Below are 16,926 nucleotides of genomic sequence, written 5' to 3' on the forward strand. Positions count from 1 at the left end.
CGCGGCCCACAGCCGGTGCGATGGGGCGCATGGCTTCGGCAAGGATTGTGCCATCGGCCGCAATGGCCCATGCCCGCGCGGTGCTGCTGCCCCAATCAACCGCGATCCAGTCGGCATAGGTGGGTGTGGCGCTCATCTTCGTATCCGTCTTGGGGCCGGGGCATGGCGCGGCGGCGCCGCTACAGCGGCAGGGCCGTGGTCTTGAACACAGTCTTGAGCGCAAAGCTCGATTGCATCTGCGCCACCCCGGGCAGACGGGCCAGATGCTGTCGATGGATGCGGGCAAAATCCTCGCTGTCTTGCGCGACGACCTTGAGCAGGTAATCCGCCGAACCCGCCATCAGGTGGCATTCCAGCACATCGGGCACCCGCGCCACCGCCTTTTCGAACGCGTCAAGGATTTCATCGGCCTGGCCCGACAATCGGATTTCGACGAAAACCGTGGTCACCCGGGCCACGGCACGCGGGTTCAACAGCGCCACATAATCGCGGATTACCCCCGCCTGTTCCAACCTTTGCACCCGCCGGTGACAGGCCGAGGGCGACAGGTGCACGCGGTCGGACAATTCGGCATGCGTCATGCGACCATTGCGCTGCAAGGCCCGCAAAATGGCACGATCCATGTCGTCCAGTGACGGGATTGACGTAGAATCTTTCATTTATGGCCTGAATATTCGAAGAATCTTGCAATATTATGCGAAATATCGGGCAAAAGATCAAAACAATTCCAACGGGAGTGGCGCATCATCGTGGCAAGAATGAAAGGACACCCCCATGCTGATCGGATGCCCCAAGGAAATCAAACCGCAAGAATACCGGGTTGGCCTGACGCCCGCCGCCGCGCATGAGGCGGTTGTGCATGGCCACCGGGTGATCGTGGAAACCGGCGCCGGGCTTGGCGCGGGCTTTGACGACGCCGCCTATGTCACCGCCGGCGCCGAGATCATCGCCACCCCCGAAGAGGTTTTCACCCGCGCGGACATGATCGTGAAGGTCAAGGAACCGCAAGCGATCGAGCGCAAGCGCCTGCGCCGGGGGCAGATCTTGTTCACCTATCTCCATCTTGCCCCCGATCCGGAGCAGACGCGCGATCTGCTGGCCAGCGGCGTGACCGCCATCGCCTATGAAACCGTGCGCGATGGCGCGGGTGCGCTGCCGCTTTTGGCACCCATGTCCGAAGTGGCGGGCCGCCTTGCCCCACAGGTGGGCGCCTGGGCGCTGCAAAAGGCCAATGGCGGGCGCGGGGTGTTGTTGGGCGGCGTGCCGGGCGTGGCCCCGGCCGAGGTTCTGGTGATCGGCGGCGGTGTCGTCGGCACGCAGGCCGCGCGCGTCGCGGCGGGTATGGGGGCTGATGTCACCGTTCTGGACCGCTCGCTTGCACGGCTGCGCTATCTCGACGATGTCTATCGCGGCACATTCCGTACGCGCTATGCCAGCGCCGAGACCACGGCAGACATGATCACGCGCGCCGATCTGGTGATCGGGGCGGTGTTGATCCCCGGCGCGGCCGCGCCCAAGCTGGTGACGCGCGCGCAGCTTGCCACAATGAAACCCGGCGCAGTGATCGTTGATGTGGCCATCGATCAGGGCGGCTGCTTTGAAACATCGCACCCCACCACGCATCAGGACCCGATCTATGAGGTGGATGGCGTTGTGCATTACTGCGTCGCCAACATGCCCGGCGCCGTCGCGCGAAGCTCGACATTGGCCTTGGGCAATGCAATCCTGCCTTACATGCTGTCCTTGGCGGATAAAGGATGGCGACAGGCCTGTCTGGCCGATGCTGGCCTGATGGCGGGGCTGCACACCCATGAAGGCGCGCTGACCAATGACGCGGTCGGCAAGGCGCTTGGCATTGCGGCGATCGCCCCCGAGGATGCAGCGCGCGGCTGATGCGGCCCGTGCCAGACGCAATGGCCCACCCCGACAAGCGGGCCATTGCGGTTCGCGGCCGTCAGCCTTTTCTGAGCGCGTCGCGGATTTCGAGCAAAACCTCCAACTCGGTCGGACCGGCGGGGGCGGCCTCGGCCTCGGCTTGTTTTGCTTCGCCTTCGGCTGCCTGCTTGATGCGGTTGACCATCTTGACCAGCAGGAAGACGACAAAGGCAATGATCAGGAAATTGATCACGGCCATGACGAATTTTCCGATTGCAAACACAGGCGCACCGGCCTCCGTGGCCGCCGTCAACGAGGCATAGCTTTCGCCGTTCATGGCATAGAACCAGCCGGAAAAATCGATGCCACCCGTCAAGATCGCGATGACCGGGTTGATCAGATCGCCCACAAAAGACGACACGATCGCGGTGAAGGCCGCCCCGATGATGATGCCCACGGCCATGTCCACGACATTGCCGCGCGCGATGAAATTCTTGAATTCGTTAATCATGTGCTTGCTCCACTGTTTACGGATCTCACGCGCCGAGATGATGCTGGATGGCCTGGCGCTGCGCAGGACGTTGTACGTGACACGTCCCCGATCGCAAGAATGGATCGCCGGTCACATGCGATTTTTGCGGCCGTGTTCGCGTGTGCCACAGGGCTGTGGCACCATGCGCCACATGGCGAGGGGTCGAATTTTCGTACGAAAATTCGCAGAGTGCGATTATTCGTACGAATAATCGAATTACCCGCGCAGCAAGCCGCCCGAGGCTTTTTGCACCTTGTCCACGATTTTTGCTGCCACGGTTTCGATGTCATCCTCGGTCAGGGTCCGGTCGCGCGGTTGCAAGCGCACGCTGAGCGCGATGGATTTTTTCCCCTCGCCCAGAGAACCGCCGATGAATTCGTCGAAGACGCGCACATCCGCAATCAGCGCCTTGTCGGCGCCGGCAGCGGCATTGACCAGCAGGGCGGCCTCGACCTCGGCGTCGACGACAAAGGCGAAATCGCGATCCACGGCTTGGAAACCCGCCATCTCCACCGCGCCACGGCTGGCGCTGGCGGTCTTGGGCAGCGGGATGTCACCGGGCATCAGGGTAAATGCCATGGCGGGGCCCTTGACGTCCATCGCCTTGAGAACCTTGGGATGGAGCTCACCAAAAATCCCCAACCGCTTTTGCGGCCCAAGACAGATCACGCCATGCCGCCCGGGATGCCACCAGCCTGGCGCACCGCGCAGGATCTGCACCTTGGCGGGCGCGCCCATCGCGGCAAGCACGGCTTCGGCATCGGCCTTGATGTCATAGACATCCACCGCGCGCCGGGTGCCATAGGGATCGCGGGGGCCCGTGTGACCGACCAAAAGCCCCGCGATCTGCAGATGCTGTTGCCCCGGTTCGCCACCATGAAAGACATGGCCCATTTCGAAGAGCGCCAGATCCGTCATGCCGCGCGCCTGATTGCGGGACGCCGCGCGCAACAGGCCGGGAAGCAGGTCGGGGCGCATATGGCTCAGATCGGCGGAAATCGGGTTTTCCAGCATCACCTCATCGCCCCCTCCGCCGAACAGCTGGGCCGCCGCGCGGTCGATGAAGGAATAGGTGACGCATTCATTATAGCCCAGCGCCGCAGCCGTGCGCCGCCCCATGCGTTCACGCAATTGCATCGGTGTCAGCACGGGTTTGGGCACACCCGCCGTGGCGCGCGGCAGGGGTTTGGGCTCAAGCTTGGTCAGCGAGGAAATGCGCGCCACCTCTTCCACCAGATCGGCCTCGCCCTGAACGTCGCGCCGCCACGATGGCACCCAGACCTCCAGAGTGTCGCCCGCGCCCGTCGCCGAAAAGCCAAGGCTGGTCAGGATACGCGCCTGTTCGGCCTTGGGAATATCCATCCCCACCAGCGAGATGACGCGCCTTGTGTCGAGGCTGTAGCTGCGTGCAGTCTTGGGTGCGGTGCCCGCTTCGACCACATCCGAGGGCTCACCGCCACACAGATCAAGGATCATCCGGGTCGCGGCCTCAAGCCCCGGCAGGGTATAGTCGGGGTCGACGCCGCGTTCGAACCGGTAGCGCGCATCGGAATGGATCTTCAGATCGCGCCCCGTCAGCGCGGTATGAACCGGGTCCCACCAGGCGCTTTCAAGAAAAACGGTCACGGTGTCTTCGGTGCAGCCCGTATCTTCGCCGCCCATGATGCCGGCCAGGCTTTCGGGGCCGTGCGCATCAGAAATCAGCGTATGACCCGCGCGCAAGGCATAGGTCTTGCCATCCAGCGCCAACAGCGTCTCATCGCCCGTGGCGCGATGAACGCGCAGGCCACCATGCATCTTGTCCACATCGAACACATGCAGGGGTCTGTTCATGTCATAGGTGAAATAGTTGGTCACATCGACGAGAGCCGAGATCGGACGCAGACCGATGGCCCGCAGCCGATCCTGAAGCCATCTGGGGCTGGGGCCGTTCTTGACACCCCGGATCACGCGGCCCGCGAAATGGGGGGCGACGTCAAGCGTGTCGGCGTCGATGCTGACGGTGACGGGGCAGGGAAAGCGTCCCGCCACGGGCAGCGGATCATGGGCCTTCAACCTGCCCAAGCCGCGCGCCGCCAGATCGCGGGCGATGCCGCGGATGCCAAGCGCGTCTTGGCGGTTCGGTGTAATCGCGATCTCGATCACCGGGTCAACCTTGGCGGGGTCGTTTGCGGCCAGCCAGGCGGTGAATTTCTGGCCCACACTGCCGGAGGGGAGTTCGATGATCCCGCCATGCTCGTCGGACAATTCCAATTCCCGTTCCGAGGCCATCATGCCATGGCTTTCGACGCCGCGGATCTTGCCCACGGCCAGCGTGGTGTCGATGCCCGGCACGTAATCGCCGGGCTTGGCCAAGACCACCGTGATCCCCGCCCGCGCATTGGGCGCGCCACAGACGATCTGTTTCATGCCCTCATCGGTTTCGACCATGCAGACCCGCAACCGGTCGGCATCGGGATGCTGCTCGGCCGACTGGATGCGCGCGATGGTAAAGGGGGCCAGCCGCGCGGCAGGATCCTCCACGCCTTCGACCTCGAGGCCCAGATCCGTCAGGTTCTCCACGATCTCGTCCACCGTCGCGGTGGTCTCGAGATGATCCTTCAGCCAGGAGAGAGTGAATTTCATGGGCATGGCTCCGTCGCGGGTATTGAGCGCGTTCTAACGCCTCTGCGCGCGGTGTCTATGGGGGAAGGGGGTTCTGGGATGGTATCGCAGGTGCGCCTTAAGGCACACCCTACCCACAAACCCGCCAAACCGTAGGGTGCGCCTTCAGGCGCACCGTCCGCCGCACATTCATTCCGGTGCCAGCCGGGCACGCGACTGCCCGCGGGTTGGCGCAGCATCGGTCGAACGGCGCGGTTTATGGTGCCAAATCCGGACGAAGCTTGAACCACGTGCTACCATCACCAAAGCGCCAGCCCGGGGGGCGGGCAGGCGCTCGCCCGGCGCCTTCGGCGCTGTTCGGGCGGGCGTCAACCAAGCGGTACGCCAGTGTGCTTCTCTATCTTCGTTTTCAAGAAACCAATGGCGAGTTGCTTCAAAAGATCCAAAGTGGCTGAACCACCTGTTTCTGCAACGACTGCCTTTGTTTGCTGCCAAACTCCCTCGTTTCGCACGGCTGCAATATAGTCATGCCCAGAGTTTGTTAGACGGTAGACTGAATCCCCGGATTCTACCATCAAACCGGCATCACAAGCTAACCGCACATGATATAGCTTCTTCCGCTCTTCGAGCGGCATCCGCATGTACTCTGCGACAAGATGGATAACGTCGTCGCTTTCTTCAAAGTCGATCAAAAGCCCCCTCAGATACTCATCATCACGCTTCATCTACTACACCCCCGCATGCACACTTGGCATCTGCAACGCGCTGAAGCCGTAATGGCGCAGCCAGCGCAGGTCTGAATCGAAAAAGGCACGCAGATCGGGGATGCCGTATTTCAGCATCGCGATGCGGTCGATGCCCATGCCGAAGGCGAAACCCTGCCACTGGGTCGGGTCGATCCCGCCTGCTTGCAGCACCTTCGGATGCACCATGCCCGAACCCAGCACCTCGAGCCAGTCGTTGCCTTCGCCGACCTTCACGGTGCCGCCTTCCCAGCTGCACTGGATATCGACCTCGGCCGAGGGTTCGGTAAAGGGGAAATGCGAGGCACGAAAGCGGGTCTTTACGGTGCGGCCGAAATAGGCCGAGAAAAACGCCTCCAGCACCCATTTCAGATTGGCCATCGAGATGTCGCGGTCAATCGCCAGCCCCTCGACCTGATGGAACATCGGCGTATGGGTCTGGTCGTAATCGGCGCGGTAAACGCGGCCCGGCGCGATCACGCGGGTGGGGGCGCCATGGGCCTCCATGTAGCGGATCTGCACCGGGCTGGTGTGGGTGCGCAGCACATGGGGCGGGCGATCATCGCCCGGCGCGCGATGGGTGTAGAAGGTATCCATCTCGGCCCGTGCCGGGTGATGGCCGGGGATGTTCAGCGCATCGAAATTGTGCCAGTCGGTCTCGATCTGGGGCCCTTCGGCGACGGCAAAGCCCATGTCGGCGAAAATCGCCGTCACCTCTTCGGTCACCTGGCTGACCGGGTGGATCGTGCCGTTGCGGCGGTGACGCGCGGGCAGCGTCACATCCAGCCATTCGGCGCGCAGCCGCTCGTCCAACGCCGCGTCGCCAAGCGCCGCTTTCTTTGCGGCGATGGCGGTCGTCACCTCATCCTTGAGCGCGTTCAGCGCGGGGCCCGCGATCTGGCGCTCCTGCGGGGACATGGCCCCCAGATCGCGCATGCGCAGGCTGATGTCGCCTTTCTTGCCAATCGCCGCCACGCGCAGATCCTCAAGCGTGGCCTCGTCTTGTGCGGCGCCAATGCGCGACAGCCAGTCCGATTTCAGCTGTTCCAACCCGTCCATGATCCGCGCCTTTTGCCCGTCAATTCCGCGCCCTCACCTATCACGCAAGGCCGCGATTGCAAGCCGGAGGGATGGGAACCGACTGGCCGATCATGGCCATGCCGCAGCCAAGCGCGCAAAAACAAACCCCCGCCGGACCATCGCCCGGCGGGGGTTCGCATTCAAGCCAGCCGCAGATCAGAGCGCAGCGCGCGCCTGTTGCACAATGGCGCCGAAGGCGTCGGGTTCGTGGATGGCCAGGTCGGCCAGAACCTTGCGGTCCACCTCGATGCCAGCCAGCGCCAGACCGTTGATGAAACGCGAATAGGTCATCGTTTCGTCAAAGGCACGGACAGCGGCGTTGATCCGCTGGATCCACAGCGCGCGGAACTGGCGCTTGCGGGCCTTGCGGTCGCGCGTTGCGTATTGGTTGGCCTTGTCGACGGCTTGGGTCGCTGTGCGGAAGTTCCGCGAGCGGTTGCCATAATAGCCTTTTGCCGCGTCAAGAACCTTCTTGTGGCGGCGATGGGTGACGGTTCCACCTTTGGTACGGGACATGGTTCAGGCTCCTCAGCGATCGTAGGGCATGTAGGTCTTGACGATCTTTGCGTCCTGTTCCGACAACGTCGTCGTCCCACGCGCATTGCGGACAAACTTGTTGGTCCGCTTGATCATCCCGTGCCGCTTGCCGGCCTGACCTGCCACCACCTTGCCGGTGCCGGTCACTTTGAAGCGCTTTTTGGCGCTTGATTTGGTCTTCATCTTCGGCATTTCGATCTCCTGTCTTCTAGAGAGCTTCGGGCGCGACTCGGCATGCCGTTTTGGCCGGCCGCACCGTTGGAGCGCGTCGCATACAAGGTTGGGCCAAGCCTGTCCAGAGGCAGCGCACCAGGGCGGTGCCCGTCAAAGCAGTTTTGCCGCGACATGGACAAACGCCTCGGGGATGGACCAGATCGTCAATCCGCCCACAGCCAAAAACAGATGCACATAAGCAAACATGCCAAGCGCGGATGCCAACACCAGGATGCCGCCAACCGGCATGCGCCGATCGGCCCAGCCAGACAAACAGGCTGAAAGCGAGAACATCGTCAAGACGCTGGCGATCACGATGATGACATTGGGATCCAAGACCATGAAACTCTCCCGCACATGATCCCACCATAGCACAATTGACCGGCCCAACATTTGCAAAAAGCCCGCTACCCTCACATGAGCGGTGCGGCTTGGGTAATGACACGCAGATGATCGCCGGGCGAAGACCCCGCCCAATCGACCCAAAGCCGCGCCCGGTCGCCCGGATCGATCCAGGCGCGGTCACCCGGTTCCAGCCCGCGCATCCGATGGCCCAGATAAAGCACGCCCACCCCGGCCAGCGCATCGGTGGCCGCCAGCGCATCATCGGTCATCACAAGGCCCAGGATCGGCGCGGAAAAGCGCACCCAGCCCCGTTGCCGCCCGCCCATGCCATCAAAGACCACGGAATGCAGCGCCACGCTTGTTCCCGCCGGTATCAAGCCGCCGGTATCAAGGCGCAGTCCCTGCTCCAAGACGACCAGCTGCGCCTCGTCAAAGGCGATCAGATCGGGGCTGTCGAAGATGTCTTCGCCCACGGCCATGGGCGGCTCGGGCAAGAGCACGAAACGCCCCGCCCCGTCTTGCGCCGTGATCTGCCCCTCCAGCACCCGCGCGCCTGCGGGCCAAGCCAGCAGGATCGCGAGGGCGCAAAGGGCGCGGATCATTCCGGGTCAGAGGCATAGATCAGCCGTTCGGCGCAAGGCGCCACGCGCAGGATGTTGGTCGAGCCCTGCACGTTGAAGGGCACGCCGGCGGTGACGATGATCTGATCCTCTTCGGTCGCGTGGCCGCCTTCGCGGGCGACGCGCGCGGCCGACACGACCGCTTCCTTGAAGCGCGTGACCTCGCCCGTGACATAGCAATGGCACCCCCAGGTCAGGCACATCCGCCGCGCCACCCCAACCAGGGGCGTCAGCGCAAGGATCGGCACCTGTGGGCGTTCGCGCGCCACCAGCGCGGCGGTGGTGCCCGACTGGGTGAAGCAGCAGATCGCCTTGATATCCACCGTCTCGGCGATCTCGCGCGCGGCCAGAACGATGGCATCAGCCGTGGTCACCCGCGCCACCGTGCGCGAGGCGGCCATGATGGATGTGAAGTTCGGATCATTCTCGACCTCGAGGGCGACGTTGTTCATCGTCTGCACCGCTTCGACCGGATAGGAGCCCGCCGCCGATTCCGCGCTCAGCATCACGGCATCGGCCCCTTCGTAAAGGGCGGTCGCCACATCCGACACCTCGGCGCGGGTGGGCATCGGGCTGTCGATCATGCTTTCGAGCATCTGGGTGGCCACGATCACGGGCTTGGCCGCGGCCCGGCATTTGCGCACCAGCCGCTTCTGGATCGGCGGCACATTCTGCACAGGCAACTCAACCCCCAGATCGCCGCGCGCCACCATGATGCCATCGGACACCGCCAGGATCTCGTCAAAGGCGGTGACGGCTGCGGGCTTCTCGATCTTGGACAAGATCGCCGCGCGCCCGCGCGCCAGATCGCGCGCCTCGTGCACATCGGCGGCACGCTGCACAAAGGACAGCGCCAGCCAGTCCACCCCCAGATCGCAGACAAACTCCAGATCGGCGCGGTCTTTCTCGCTCAGCGCGGCCAGCGGCAGTACCACGTCGGGCACATTCACGCCCTTGCGGTTGGATACCGGGCCCCCCGCGATCACCGTGCAATCGGCAAAATCGGGCCCACAGGCATCGACGCGCAACCGCACCTTGCCATCATTGACCAACAACCGCGCGCCGGGTTCAAGGGCCGCGAAAATCTCGGGATGGGGCAGGTTCACGCGCGCATCACTGCCCGGCGTCTTGTCGAGATCGAAGCGAAAGGTCGCGCCGGTTTTCAGCACATGCCCCGCATCATCGGCAAAGACGCCACAGCGCAGTTTTGGCCCCTGAAGATCGGCAAGGATCGCGATGGGCCGGCCCACGGCCTGTTCGACCTTGCGGATCGCGGCATGGCGCGCGGCAATCTCGGCATGACCGCCATGCGACATGTTCAGGCGGAACACATCCGCGCCGGCATCATAGAGCTTGCGGATCATGTGCTCGCCATCGGATGCCGGGCCCAGGGTGGCCACGATCTTGACGTTGCGGTCGCGTTTCATCGGTTGGTTCCTCATTGCCGGCATTGGGCATGTTAGCGCAAACACCCCTGCCCTACGGGTTCTATGGCGCAAATTCCGGCAAGCCACAACAGCCGAGCCAGGCGCCCACTGGCCAAGCCGCGCAAAAGGGCCTATGCCGCCCGCGTCTTGGGCGAAAGGCATGACAGGGCCATGACATCCCCCTACAGCATCGAAGGCGACAACCGGCGCGGGCGCTGGATCGTGACCTGTGATCACGCCTCGAACCGGGTGCCCGATTGCGTGGCAGGGGGCGATCTTGGGCTGCCGCCCGCCGACATGGCGCGCCACATCGCCTATGATGTGGGTGCGGCTGGCGTGGCGCGCAGCCTCGCCCATGCGCTCGATAGCCCCGTGATCTTGTCCGAGGTCTCGCGCCTTGTGATCGACCCCAACCGGGGCGAAGATGATCCGACGCTGGTGATGAAGATCTACGACGGCTCGATCATCCCGGCCAACCGGCACGCCGATGCGGCGGAAATCGCCCGGCGGCTTGATCTGTTCCACCGCCCCTATCATGCCGCGCTGGCCGGGCTGATCGCTGCGCATGCGGCGCCTGTGATCGTGGCGATCCATTCCTTTACCCCGCAATTGCGGGGGCGTGCGCCAAGGCCGTGGCATGTGGGGGTGCTTTCTGCGGGCGACAGGCGGCTGGCCCATCCGCTGCTGGCGCGGCTTGGTGGCGAACCCGATCTGTGTGTGGGCGACAACCAGCCCTATTCCGGCCATCTGCCCGGCGATGCGCTGGACCGCCATGCGGTGCAACCCGGACGGCCGCATGTGCTGGTGGAAATTCGCAACGATCTGATCGAAACACCCGACCAACAGCGCGCCTGGGGCCAAAGACTTGCGCCAATGCTTGACGCGGCGCTTGCGAATGCCGAGGTCTGAGAAAACCGCCGGAGGAATGACCATGGACGACCAGACCAGAACCGCCCTTGAGGCCGCCGCCTTTCGGCGGTTGCTGCAACATCTGGATGAACGCGCCGATGTGCAGAACATCGACATGATGAACCTTGCAGGGTTCTGCCGGAATTGCCTGGCGCGCTGGTATCAGGAAGCCGCCAATGATCGCGGCATCGAGATGGACAAGGACGCCGCCCGCGTCATCGTCTACGGGATGCCCTATGACGACTGGAAGGCCACCCGCCAGACCGAGGCCAGCGCCGCGCAAAAATCGGCCTTCGACGCATCGAACCCCGGCCATTGAGCAACCCCAACCCGCCCTTTGACTATGCGCCCCCCGACAGCCCGCTGGAGGTGATCCATGCGGATGATGCGATCGTGCTGGTCAACAAGCCTGCGGGGTTGTTGTCAGTGCCGGGCAAGGCCGAACATCTGGACGATTGCCTGTTGGCCCGCGTTCAGGCGGCCTTTCCCACCGCGCTTCTGGTGCATCGGCTGGATCTTGATACCTCGGGGGTGATGGTGTTCGCGCTGGCACCGCATGCCCAGCGCCATCTGAACCTGCAATTCGAAAAGCGGATGATGAAAAAGGTCTATGTCGCCCGCGTCTGGGGCGAGGTGGCCGGGGAAACCGGGGCGATCGACCTGCCGCTCTGCGTCGATTGGCCGAACCGCCCGCTTCAGCATGTGAATTGGGACATCGGCAAACCCGCCCAGACCGAATGGCGCCGGGTTCGGATCGAGGATGGCACGACGCGGATGCGGCTTTACCCGCTGACCGGACGGTCGCATCAATTGCGGGTCCACATGCGCGAGATCGGCCATCCGATCCTTGGCGATCCGTTTTATGCGACGGGCGCGGCGCGCGATTATCCGCGCCTGATGCTGCATGCCGAAAGCCTGAAGCTGCGCCACCCCGATGGCGGCAAGGGCATGCTGTTTCGCGCGCCCGTGCCGTTCTGAGGGGGCGTGCCGCCTAAACCTTGGCCTTCACCGTGCGAAAGCGGGCAACGCGCGCACCCATCGACGGGCCGGCTTGCGGTTCGGCCGCCCGATGCGCGGCCAGCCAAAGCGCATCAAGCTCGCGCAGCGCATCCGCATCGAAACGGGCCGCCTCGTCCCAATAGCGGCCCGAGGGCACAAGATAGCCCAATTCCGCCTCGCGCGCCTGGGCAAGGGCAAGGCTCGCGGGGTCGGGCCGGATCGGCCCAACATCGGCCAGATCGGCGATCCCTGCACGCGGATAGACCAGACGGCTGTCACCCCATGACAGGTTCACACAGGCACATCCCTGCGCGGCGGCCAGAAGTTGCAGACGCGCGGCCTTGGCCTCAAGACTTTGGAGGGTGATATCGGCGCGCAGCGGATCGGCGGTGCCCGTGCCATAGAAATGCGTGCGCCCGGTGGCGGCATAGACCATGTCGCAACCGAAAAACGCCATCACACGCGGGCGCAGCGCGCCCAAGGCCCAATAGCCTGCGGTAAAGGCCATGGTGCCGCCTGCATAGACGAACCCGCCATAGGCGTTCTGGATCGGCACGTAATCCCCCGCACCGACCCGGCGCTGACCGGGGCCAAGCGTTGCGGGGCGGTGTTCGGGGGGGAAATCCTCGGGGTGGATCGACACATCCCAATCGGGGCGCAGACGCCACGCATTGTTGATTGCCACCACATGATCAAATCCCGCACGGTCCCAACCGCGCACCGCAACGGCCGCAGGGCCGCTGCCGAGGATCAAGACTGTCGGGTCCATGCCGCCATTCCTTCCATCGTCAGGGCGACAGATAGGCGGATTGTGCGACAAGACCACGACAAACTTCCGCCGCGCAGAAACACCGCGCGGCGAAACGGCGGCTCAATCCCAGTCGCTGACGATCTTGACCTCAAGGAATTCGTGCAGCCCCCAGACCCCGCCTTCGCGGCCATTGCCCGATTGCTTCATGCCACCAAAGGGCGATCCCTTGGAAAAGCCCCGGCCGTTGCTTTCCACCATCCCCGAACGCAAGCGCCGCGCCACGCGCCGCAGGCGATCCTTGTCGGTGGTCTGGATGTAATTGGTCAGGCCATATTCCGTGTCATTGGCCATGGCGATCGCCTGGTCTTCGGTGTCGAAGGGGATGATCGACAAGACCGGGCCAAAGATTTCCTCGCGCCAGATCGTCATGTCGGGGGTCACATCGGCAAAGACCGTGGGGCGTACGAAATAGCCGCGGTTCAGATGCCCGGGCCGTCCGGTGCCGCCCGCGACCAGCCGCGCGCCTTCGTCGATGCCGCTCTGGATCAGGGCCTGGATCTTTTGGAATTGCACCTCGGAGACAACGGGGCCGATACCGCGCCCCTCTTGATGGGCGGGAATGACCGGGGTGTCTTCGGCCACGCGCGCGGCGATGTCCACCGCCGCATCGTAGCGGTCACGGTGCACCAGCATGCGGGTCGGCGCGTTGCACGATTGGCCGGAATTGCTGAAACACCGCGCAGCGCCGCGCTTGACCGCGCGATCATCGGCGTCCGAAAAGATGATGTTTGCGCCCTTTCCGCCCAGTTCAAGGCTGACGCGCTTGATCGTGTCAGCGGCCGCCTTGGAAATCAGGCGGCCCGCCCGCGTCGATCCGGTGAAGCTGACCATGTCGACATCCGCATGGACCGAAAGCTGGCTGCCCACGCCCGGCCCATCACCATTGACCAGATTGAACACCCCCGGCGGCAATCCCGCCGCATCCACGATCTCGGCAAAGACCAACGCCGACAAGGGCGATACCTCGGAGGGTTTGAGCACCATGGTGCACCCCGCCAGCAAAGCCGGTGCCACCTTGAGCGCGATCTGGTTCATCGGCCAGTTCCACGGCGTGATCAGCGCCACCACGCCCACGGGTTCATGGAAAATCCGCTCACCCGGCGACTGCGGGCCCAGCGGATGATCCCATTCCATCGCGCGGGCAGCGGCGAGAAAGCCCTCGAAATGCCAATCGCCCGATGTGACCTGCTGCTGGCGCGACCAGTCGAGGGGCGCACCCATTTCCGCCGTGATCGCCTGTGCCATGTCTTCGCTGCGGGTCAGATAGACGGCCAGAATCCGCTCCAGCGCCGCGATCCGTTCCGGCAGGGGGGTTGCGGCCCAGCCATCAAAGGCGCGGCGCGCGGCGGCAACGGCGGCATCGGTATCGGCCTGATCGCCCAGCGAGATCGTGGCGCAGACCTCTTCGGTGGAGGGGTCGATCACATCAAGATCGCGGGGCGCGGCCGGGGCAACCCAACGCCCGTCGATGTAGAAATGGCGGCTATGGTCCATGTCGGGTCCTCCTTCGTGATGGGGCAAACCTGTCATTCCCACGGGCCGGCCGCAAGGCGATCCCACGACAGTCTGAAGACCACAAACGACGCAAGGCGCGCGCCCGTTGTCAGGATGCCGGATAAAGGAACGCGGTCACGCCAATGTCGACAGATGCATAAAGATCGATGACATGCGCATTGACCATGCGCACGCAACCCGACGACGCCGAGGTGCCGATCGACCAGGGCTGCGGCGTGCCGTGGATGCGCAGATAGGTATCGCGCGATCCTTCATACAGATAAAAGGCCCGCGCCCCGAGCGGGTTTTCCGGACCACCCGGCACACCGCCCGCAAACTGGCCGTAAATCTCGGGCTCGCGTGCGATCATGTTCGACGTCGGCGTCCAGGACGGCCATTCCTGCTTGCGACCGATGCGAAACACGCCCGGCACATACAGGCCCGGTCGCCCGATCGCCACGCCATAGCGCATCGCGGTGCCATCGGTGCCGATATGGTAAAGATAGCGCGCGCGCGCATCGACATGGATGTCACCGGGCCGCAGGCCCGCCTTGTGCTGCACCCGGATCGGCATGAACCGCGGATGCAGACCCCAGGGATTGTTGGCATTGGGATCAGGATCGGGGCGTGTCACGCCCGCATCGAACCCAACCGAATCTTGCGACAGGGCGGGTCCGGCCAGAGCACCAGAAAACATTGCGCCACTGGTGATGATGAAATGCCGGCGGGTCAGCATGACCGCACCTCCCTTTGCACAGTCGAGAATCGCGTTGAAAACACACCCTCTTTTGGGGTCTCTTGCGCCTGTGGACAAGTGCCCTGCGCGTCACGTTTCGGTCAGGGTGACAGCGGTCACGGCCGATACCCGCGCGCAAGGCGTCGAAAGTTGTGGAAAAATCCGATTTTCACATAACGGCAAAAAAAACGTTACACCCGGTTTTTATTGCGGACCTTGGCCGTTGAAGCCGTTTGATCTTAGCCAGGGAACGCACGCCATGAACAACATCGACATTCAAAGCCTGTCCGCCGATGAGTGGGACGAGCTGAAATTTCCCCGCCCCGAAGTTCAGGATTTCGACCGCGTGGTCGAGCGCGCCATTTCGCGCCGTGGCTTTCTGGGCGGTGTTCTGGCCTTTGGGTCGGGTGCTGCCGTCATGGGTGCCGGCCTTTTGAAAGGCACCACTGCGCTGGCACAGCCTGCCTCGCGCTTCCCCTTCATGCCGATCGCCGCCCAGACCGACAACACCGTGCATGTTCCCGAAGGCTACAGCTGGAAAACGCTGGTGCGCTGGGGTGATGCGCTGTTCTCGGACGCCGAAGGCGCGTTTGACCCGCAAAATGGCGTATCGGTTGCAATGTCCGAACGCGTCTTTGGTGAAAACACCGACGGGATGGAGCTGTTCAACATCGACGGGCGCGAAATCCTCGTCGTGAACAGCGAATACACCAACAACAAGATCAACCTGCCGCACACCGCCGACGGGATGCCCACCAGCCTGGACGATGTGCGCATCCTGCAGCACCTGCAGGGCGTGTCGGTGATGGAAATCGCCGAAGCCGCCGATGGCTGGTCGGTCGTGGTCGACAGCCCCTACAACCGCCGCATCCACCACAACACGCCGATGACCTTTTCCGGCCCTGCCGCCGGTCATGACCTGCTCAAGACCGCTGATGACCCGACCGGCATGGCGTCGCTTGGCACGATGAACAACTGCGGCTCGGGCCGGACGCCTTGGGGCACCTATCTGACCTGCGAAGAAAACTTCAACGGCTACTTCGGTGCCGCCTCCGAGGTTGCAGCAGGGCGCGCAGTTCTCGATGGCTACCGCCGCTACGGCGTCAATACCGCCGTGGAACCGGGCCGCTACAACTACCACGGGTTCGATCCGCGCTTTGACGTGGCGACCAACCCCAACGAGCCCCATCGCGCGGGCTACATCGTGGAAATCGATCCGGCCAATCCCGGCTCGACCCCGATCAAGCACACTGCATTGGGCCGCTTCAAGCATGAGAACGCCGCCTATGGCATCGCCGCCGATGGTCGCGTCGCCGTCTACATGGGCGATGATGAGCGGGGCGAGTTCATGTATCGCTGGCTGAGCCGTGATGTCTACGTCCCCGGCGGCGACACCTCGACCCTGCTGGTCGAGGGCGAGCTTTCGGTCGCTGTTTTCGAAGATGACATGTCGGGCCGTTGGCTGCCATTGACCCCTGCCACCACCGGCATGGATGCGGCCCATATCGCCGTCTTCACCCGGACGGCGGCCTCCCGCGTCGGCGCCACGACGATGGACCGTCCCGAGTGGATCGCGGTGCATCCGAACGCGGCCGAAGCCTATTGCTGCCTGACCAACAACTCGCGTCGCGGCGTTCTGACCGATGCGGGCACCGTGCGCACCAATGCGGGCGGCGATCCGATGACGGTCAACGCGGTCAACCCGCGCGAGGCCAACAACTACGGCCAGATCGTGCGTTGGCGGCCCATGGGCGGTGACCACGCCGCCGAGGGCTTTACCTGGGATCTCTACGTCATGGCGGGCAACCCCACCGTGGCCGAAGGCCCGCTGGCAGGATCGGCCAACATCAACGAGGGCAACCTGTTCAACTCGCCCGACGGGATGGTGATCGACAGCACCGGCCTGATCTGGATCCAGACCGATGGCGACGACAGCAATGCCGATGAATACGCCGGCATGGGCAACAACCAGATGCTGGCGGGCGACCCGGTCACGGGCCG

18 protein-coding genes are annotated in these 16,926 nt (G+C 63.9%); 5 read left to right on the plus strand and 13 right to left on the minus strand.

From position 1 onward, the window contains the following. Positions 1–179: 179 nt before the first annotated feature. On the minus strand, positions 180–623 hold the full coding sequence (locus tag Q0094_RS06840) for an Lrp/AsnC family transcriptional regulator (RefSeq protein ID WP_297616814.1): 444 nt from the start codon (positions 621–623) through the stop codon (positions 180–182). Between the two features lie 151 nt (positions 624–774). Between Q0094_RS06840 and ald the strand changes: the two genes are divergently transcribed. Then, a complete protein-coding gene (gene ald / locus Q0094_RS06845) occupies positions 775–1,893 on the plus strand; it encodes an alanine dehydrogenase (protein WP_297616816.1) in 1,119 nt (372 codons plus the stop codon). Positions 1,894–1,954: 61 nt separating this feature from the next. Here ald and mscL read toward each other — a convergent pair whose 3' ends face one another. The 9 genes from mscL to pyk form a co-directional block, all read right to left on the minus strand. Further along, positions 1,955–2,386, minus strand: a complete 432-nt coding sequence (gene mscL, locus Q0094_RS06850; protein ID WP_297616818.1) for a large conductance mechanosensitive channel protein MscL — start codon at positions 2,384–2,386, stop codon at positions 1,955–1,957. A gap of 237 nt (positions 2,387–2,623) precedes the next feature. Then, the gene (gene pheT / locus Q0094_RS06855; protein WP_297616821.1) at positions 2,624–5,032 is read right to left on the minus strand and encodes a phenylalanine--tRNA ligase subunit beta; all 2,409 of its coding nucleotides are present in this window, start codon (positions 5,030–5,032) and stop codon (positions 2,624–2,626) included. A gap of 347 nt (positions 5,033–5,379) precedes the next feature. Then, on the minus strand, positions 5,380–5,736 hold the full coding sequence (locus Q0094_RS06860; protein ID WP_297616824.1) for a DUF2513 domain-containing protein: 357 nt from the start codon (positions 5,734–5,736) through the stop codon (positions 5,380–5,382). 3 nt (positions 5,737–5,739) lie between these two features. Continuing rightward, on the minus strand, positions 5,740–6,804 hold the full coding sequence (gene pheS / locus Q0094_RS06865) for a phenylalanine--tRNA ligase subunit alpha (RefSeq protein WP_297616854.1): 1,065 nt from the start codon (positions 6,802–6,804) through the stop codon (positions 5,740–5,742). 186 nt (positions 6,805–6,990) lie between these two features. After that, positions 6,991–7,350 carry a 50S ribosomal protein L20 gene (gene rplT, locus Q0094_RS06870; protein ID WP_297616827.1) on the minus strand — a complete coding sequence of 120 codons (360 nt, stop codon included), beginning with the start codon at positions 7,348–7,350 and terminating at the stop codon, positions 6,991–6,993. Positions 7,351–7,362: 12 nt separating this feature from the next. Beyond that, complete coding sequence (gene rpmI, locus Q0094_RS06875) at positions 7,363–7,563, minus strand: 50S ribosomal protein L35 (protein WP_297616831.1); 201 nt, start codon at positions 7,561–7,563, stop codon at positions 7,363–7,365. A gap of 132 nt (positions 7,564–7,695) precedes the next feature. After that, the gene (locus Q0094_RS06880; RefSeq protein WP_297616834.1) at positions 7,696–7,926 is read right to left on the minus strand and encodes a hypothetical protein; all 231 of its coding nucleotides are present in this window, start codon (positions 7,924–7,926) and stop codon (positions 7,696–7,698) included. A gap of 71 nt (positions 7,927–7,997) precedes the next feature. Then, a complete protein-coding gene (locus tag Q0094_RS06885) occupies positions 7,998–8,531 on the minus strand; it encodes a hypothetical protein (protein WP_297616837.1) in 534 nt (177 codons plus the stop codon). Next, complete coding sequence (gene pyk / locus Q0094_RS06890) at positions 8,528–9,976, minus strand: pyruvate kinase (protein ID WP_297616840.1); 1,449 nt, start codon at positions 9,974–9,976, stop codon at positions 8,528–8,530. Before pyk ends, Q0094_RS06885 begins: the two co-directional genes overlap by 4 nt. Positions 9,977–10,147: 171 nt before the next feature. On the opposite strand from pyk, the gene Q0094_RS06895 reads away from it, so the two are divergent. Genes Q0094_RS06895 through Q0094_RS06905 form a run of 3 tightly spaced genes read left to right on the plus strand, consistent with a single transcriptional unit; the run spans position 10,148 to position 11,863 of the window. Beyond that, complete coding sequence (locus Q0094_RS06895) at positions 10,148–10,885, plus strand: N-formylglutamate amidohydrolase (RefSeq protein WP_297616843.1); 738 nt, start codon at positions 10,148–10,150, stop codon at positions 10,883–10,885. Positions 10,886–10,907: 22 nt separating this feature from the next. Next, positions 10,908–11,204, plus strand: a complete 297-nt coding sequence (locus Q0094_RS06900) for a DUF1244 domain-containing protein (RefSeq protein WP_297616856.1) — start codon at positions 10,908–10,910, stop codon at positions 11,202–11,204. Continuing rightward, on the plus strand, positions 11,201–11,863 hold the full coding sequence (locus Q0094_RS06905) for a pseudouridine synthase (protein WP_297616845.1): 663 nt from the start codon (positions 11,201–11,203) through the stop codon (positions 11,861–11,863). Before Q0094_RS06900 ends, Q0094_RS06905 begins: the two co-directional genes overlap by 4 nt. A 13-nt stretch (positions 11,864–11,876) precedes the next feature. On the opposite strand, the gene Q0094_RS06910 is transcribed toward Q0094_RS06905, so the two are convergent. The 3 genes from Q0094_RS06910 to Q0094_RS06920 all read right to left on the minus strand — a co-directional run bounded on the left by Q0094_RS06910 (position 11,877) and on the right by Q0094_RS06920 (position 14,925). Continuing rightward, entirely contained in the window at positions 11,877–12,653 is a 777-nt protein-coding gene (locus Q0094_RS06910) for a hypothetical protein (protein ID WP_297616846.1), read from the minus strand. Between the two features lie 102 nt (positions 12,654–12,755). Next, positions 12,756–14,189, minus strand: a complete 1,434-nt coding sequence (locus Q0094_RS06915) for an aldehyde dehydrogenase family protein (protein WP_297616848.1) — start codon at positions 14,187–14,189, stop codon at positions 12,756–12,758. 109 nt (positions 14,190–14,298) lie between these two features. Next, entirely contained in the window at positions 14,299–14,925 is a 627-nt protein-coding gene (locus Q0094_RS06920) for a L,D-transpeptidase (protein ID WP_297616850.1), read from the minus strand. 259 nt (positions 14,926–15,184) lie between these two features. Here Q0094_RS06920 and Q0094_RS06925 point away from each other — a divergent pair. After that, on the plus strand, positions 15,185–16,926 hold a 1,742-nt coding region (locus tag Q0094_RS06925), incomplete at its 3' end, for a PhoX family phosphatase (RefSeq protein ID WP_297616852.1).

Source organism: uncultured Roseicyclus sp. (assembly GCF_937892565.1).
GTDB lineage: Bacteria > Pseudomonadota > Alphaproteobacteria > Rhodobacterales > Rhodobacteraceae > Roseicyclus.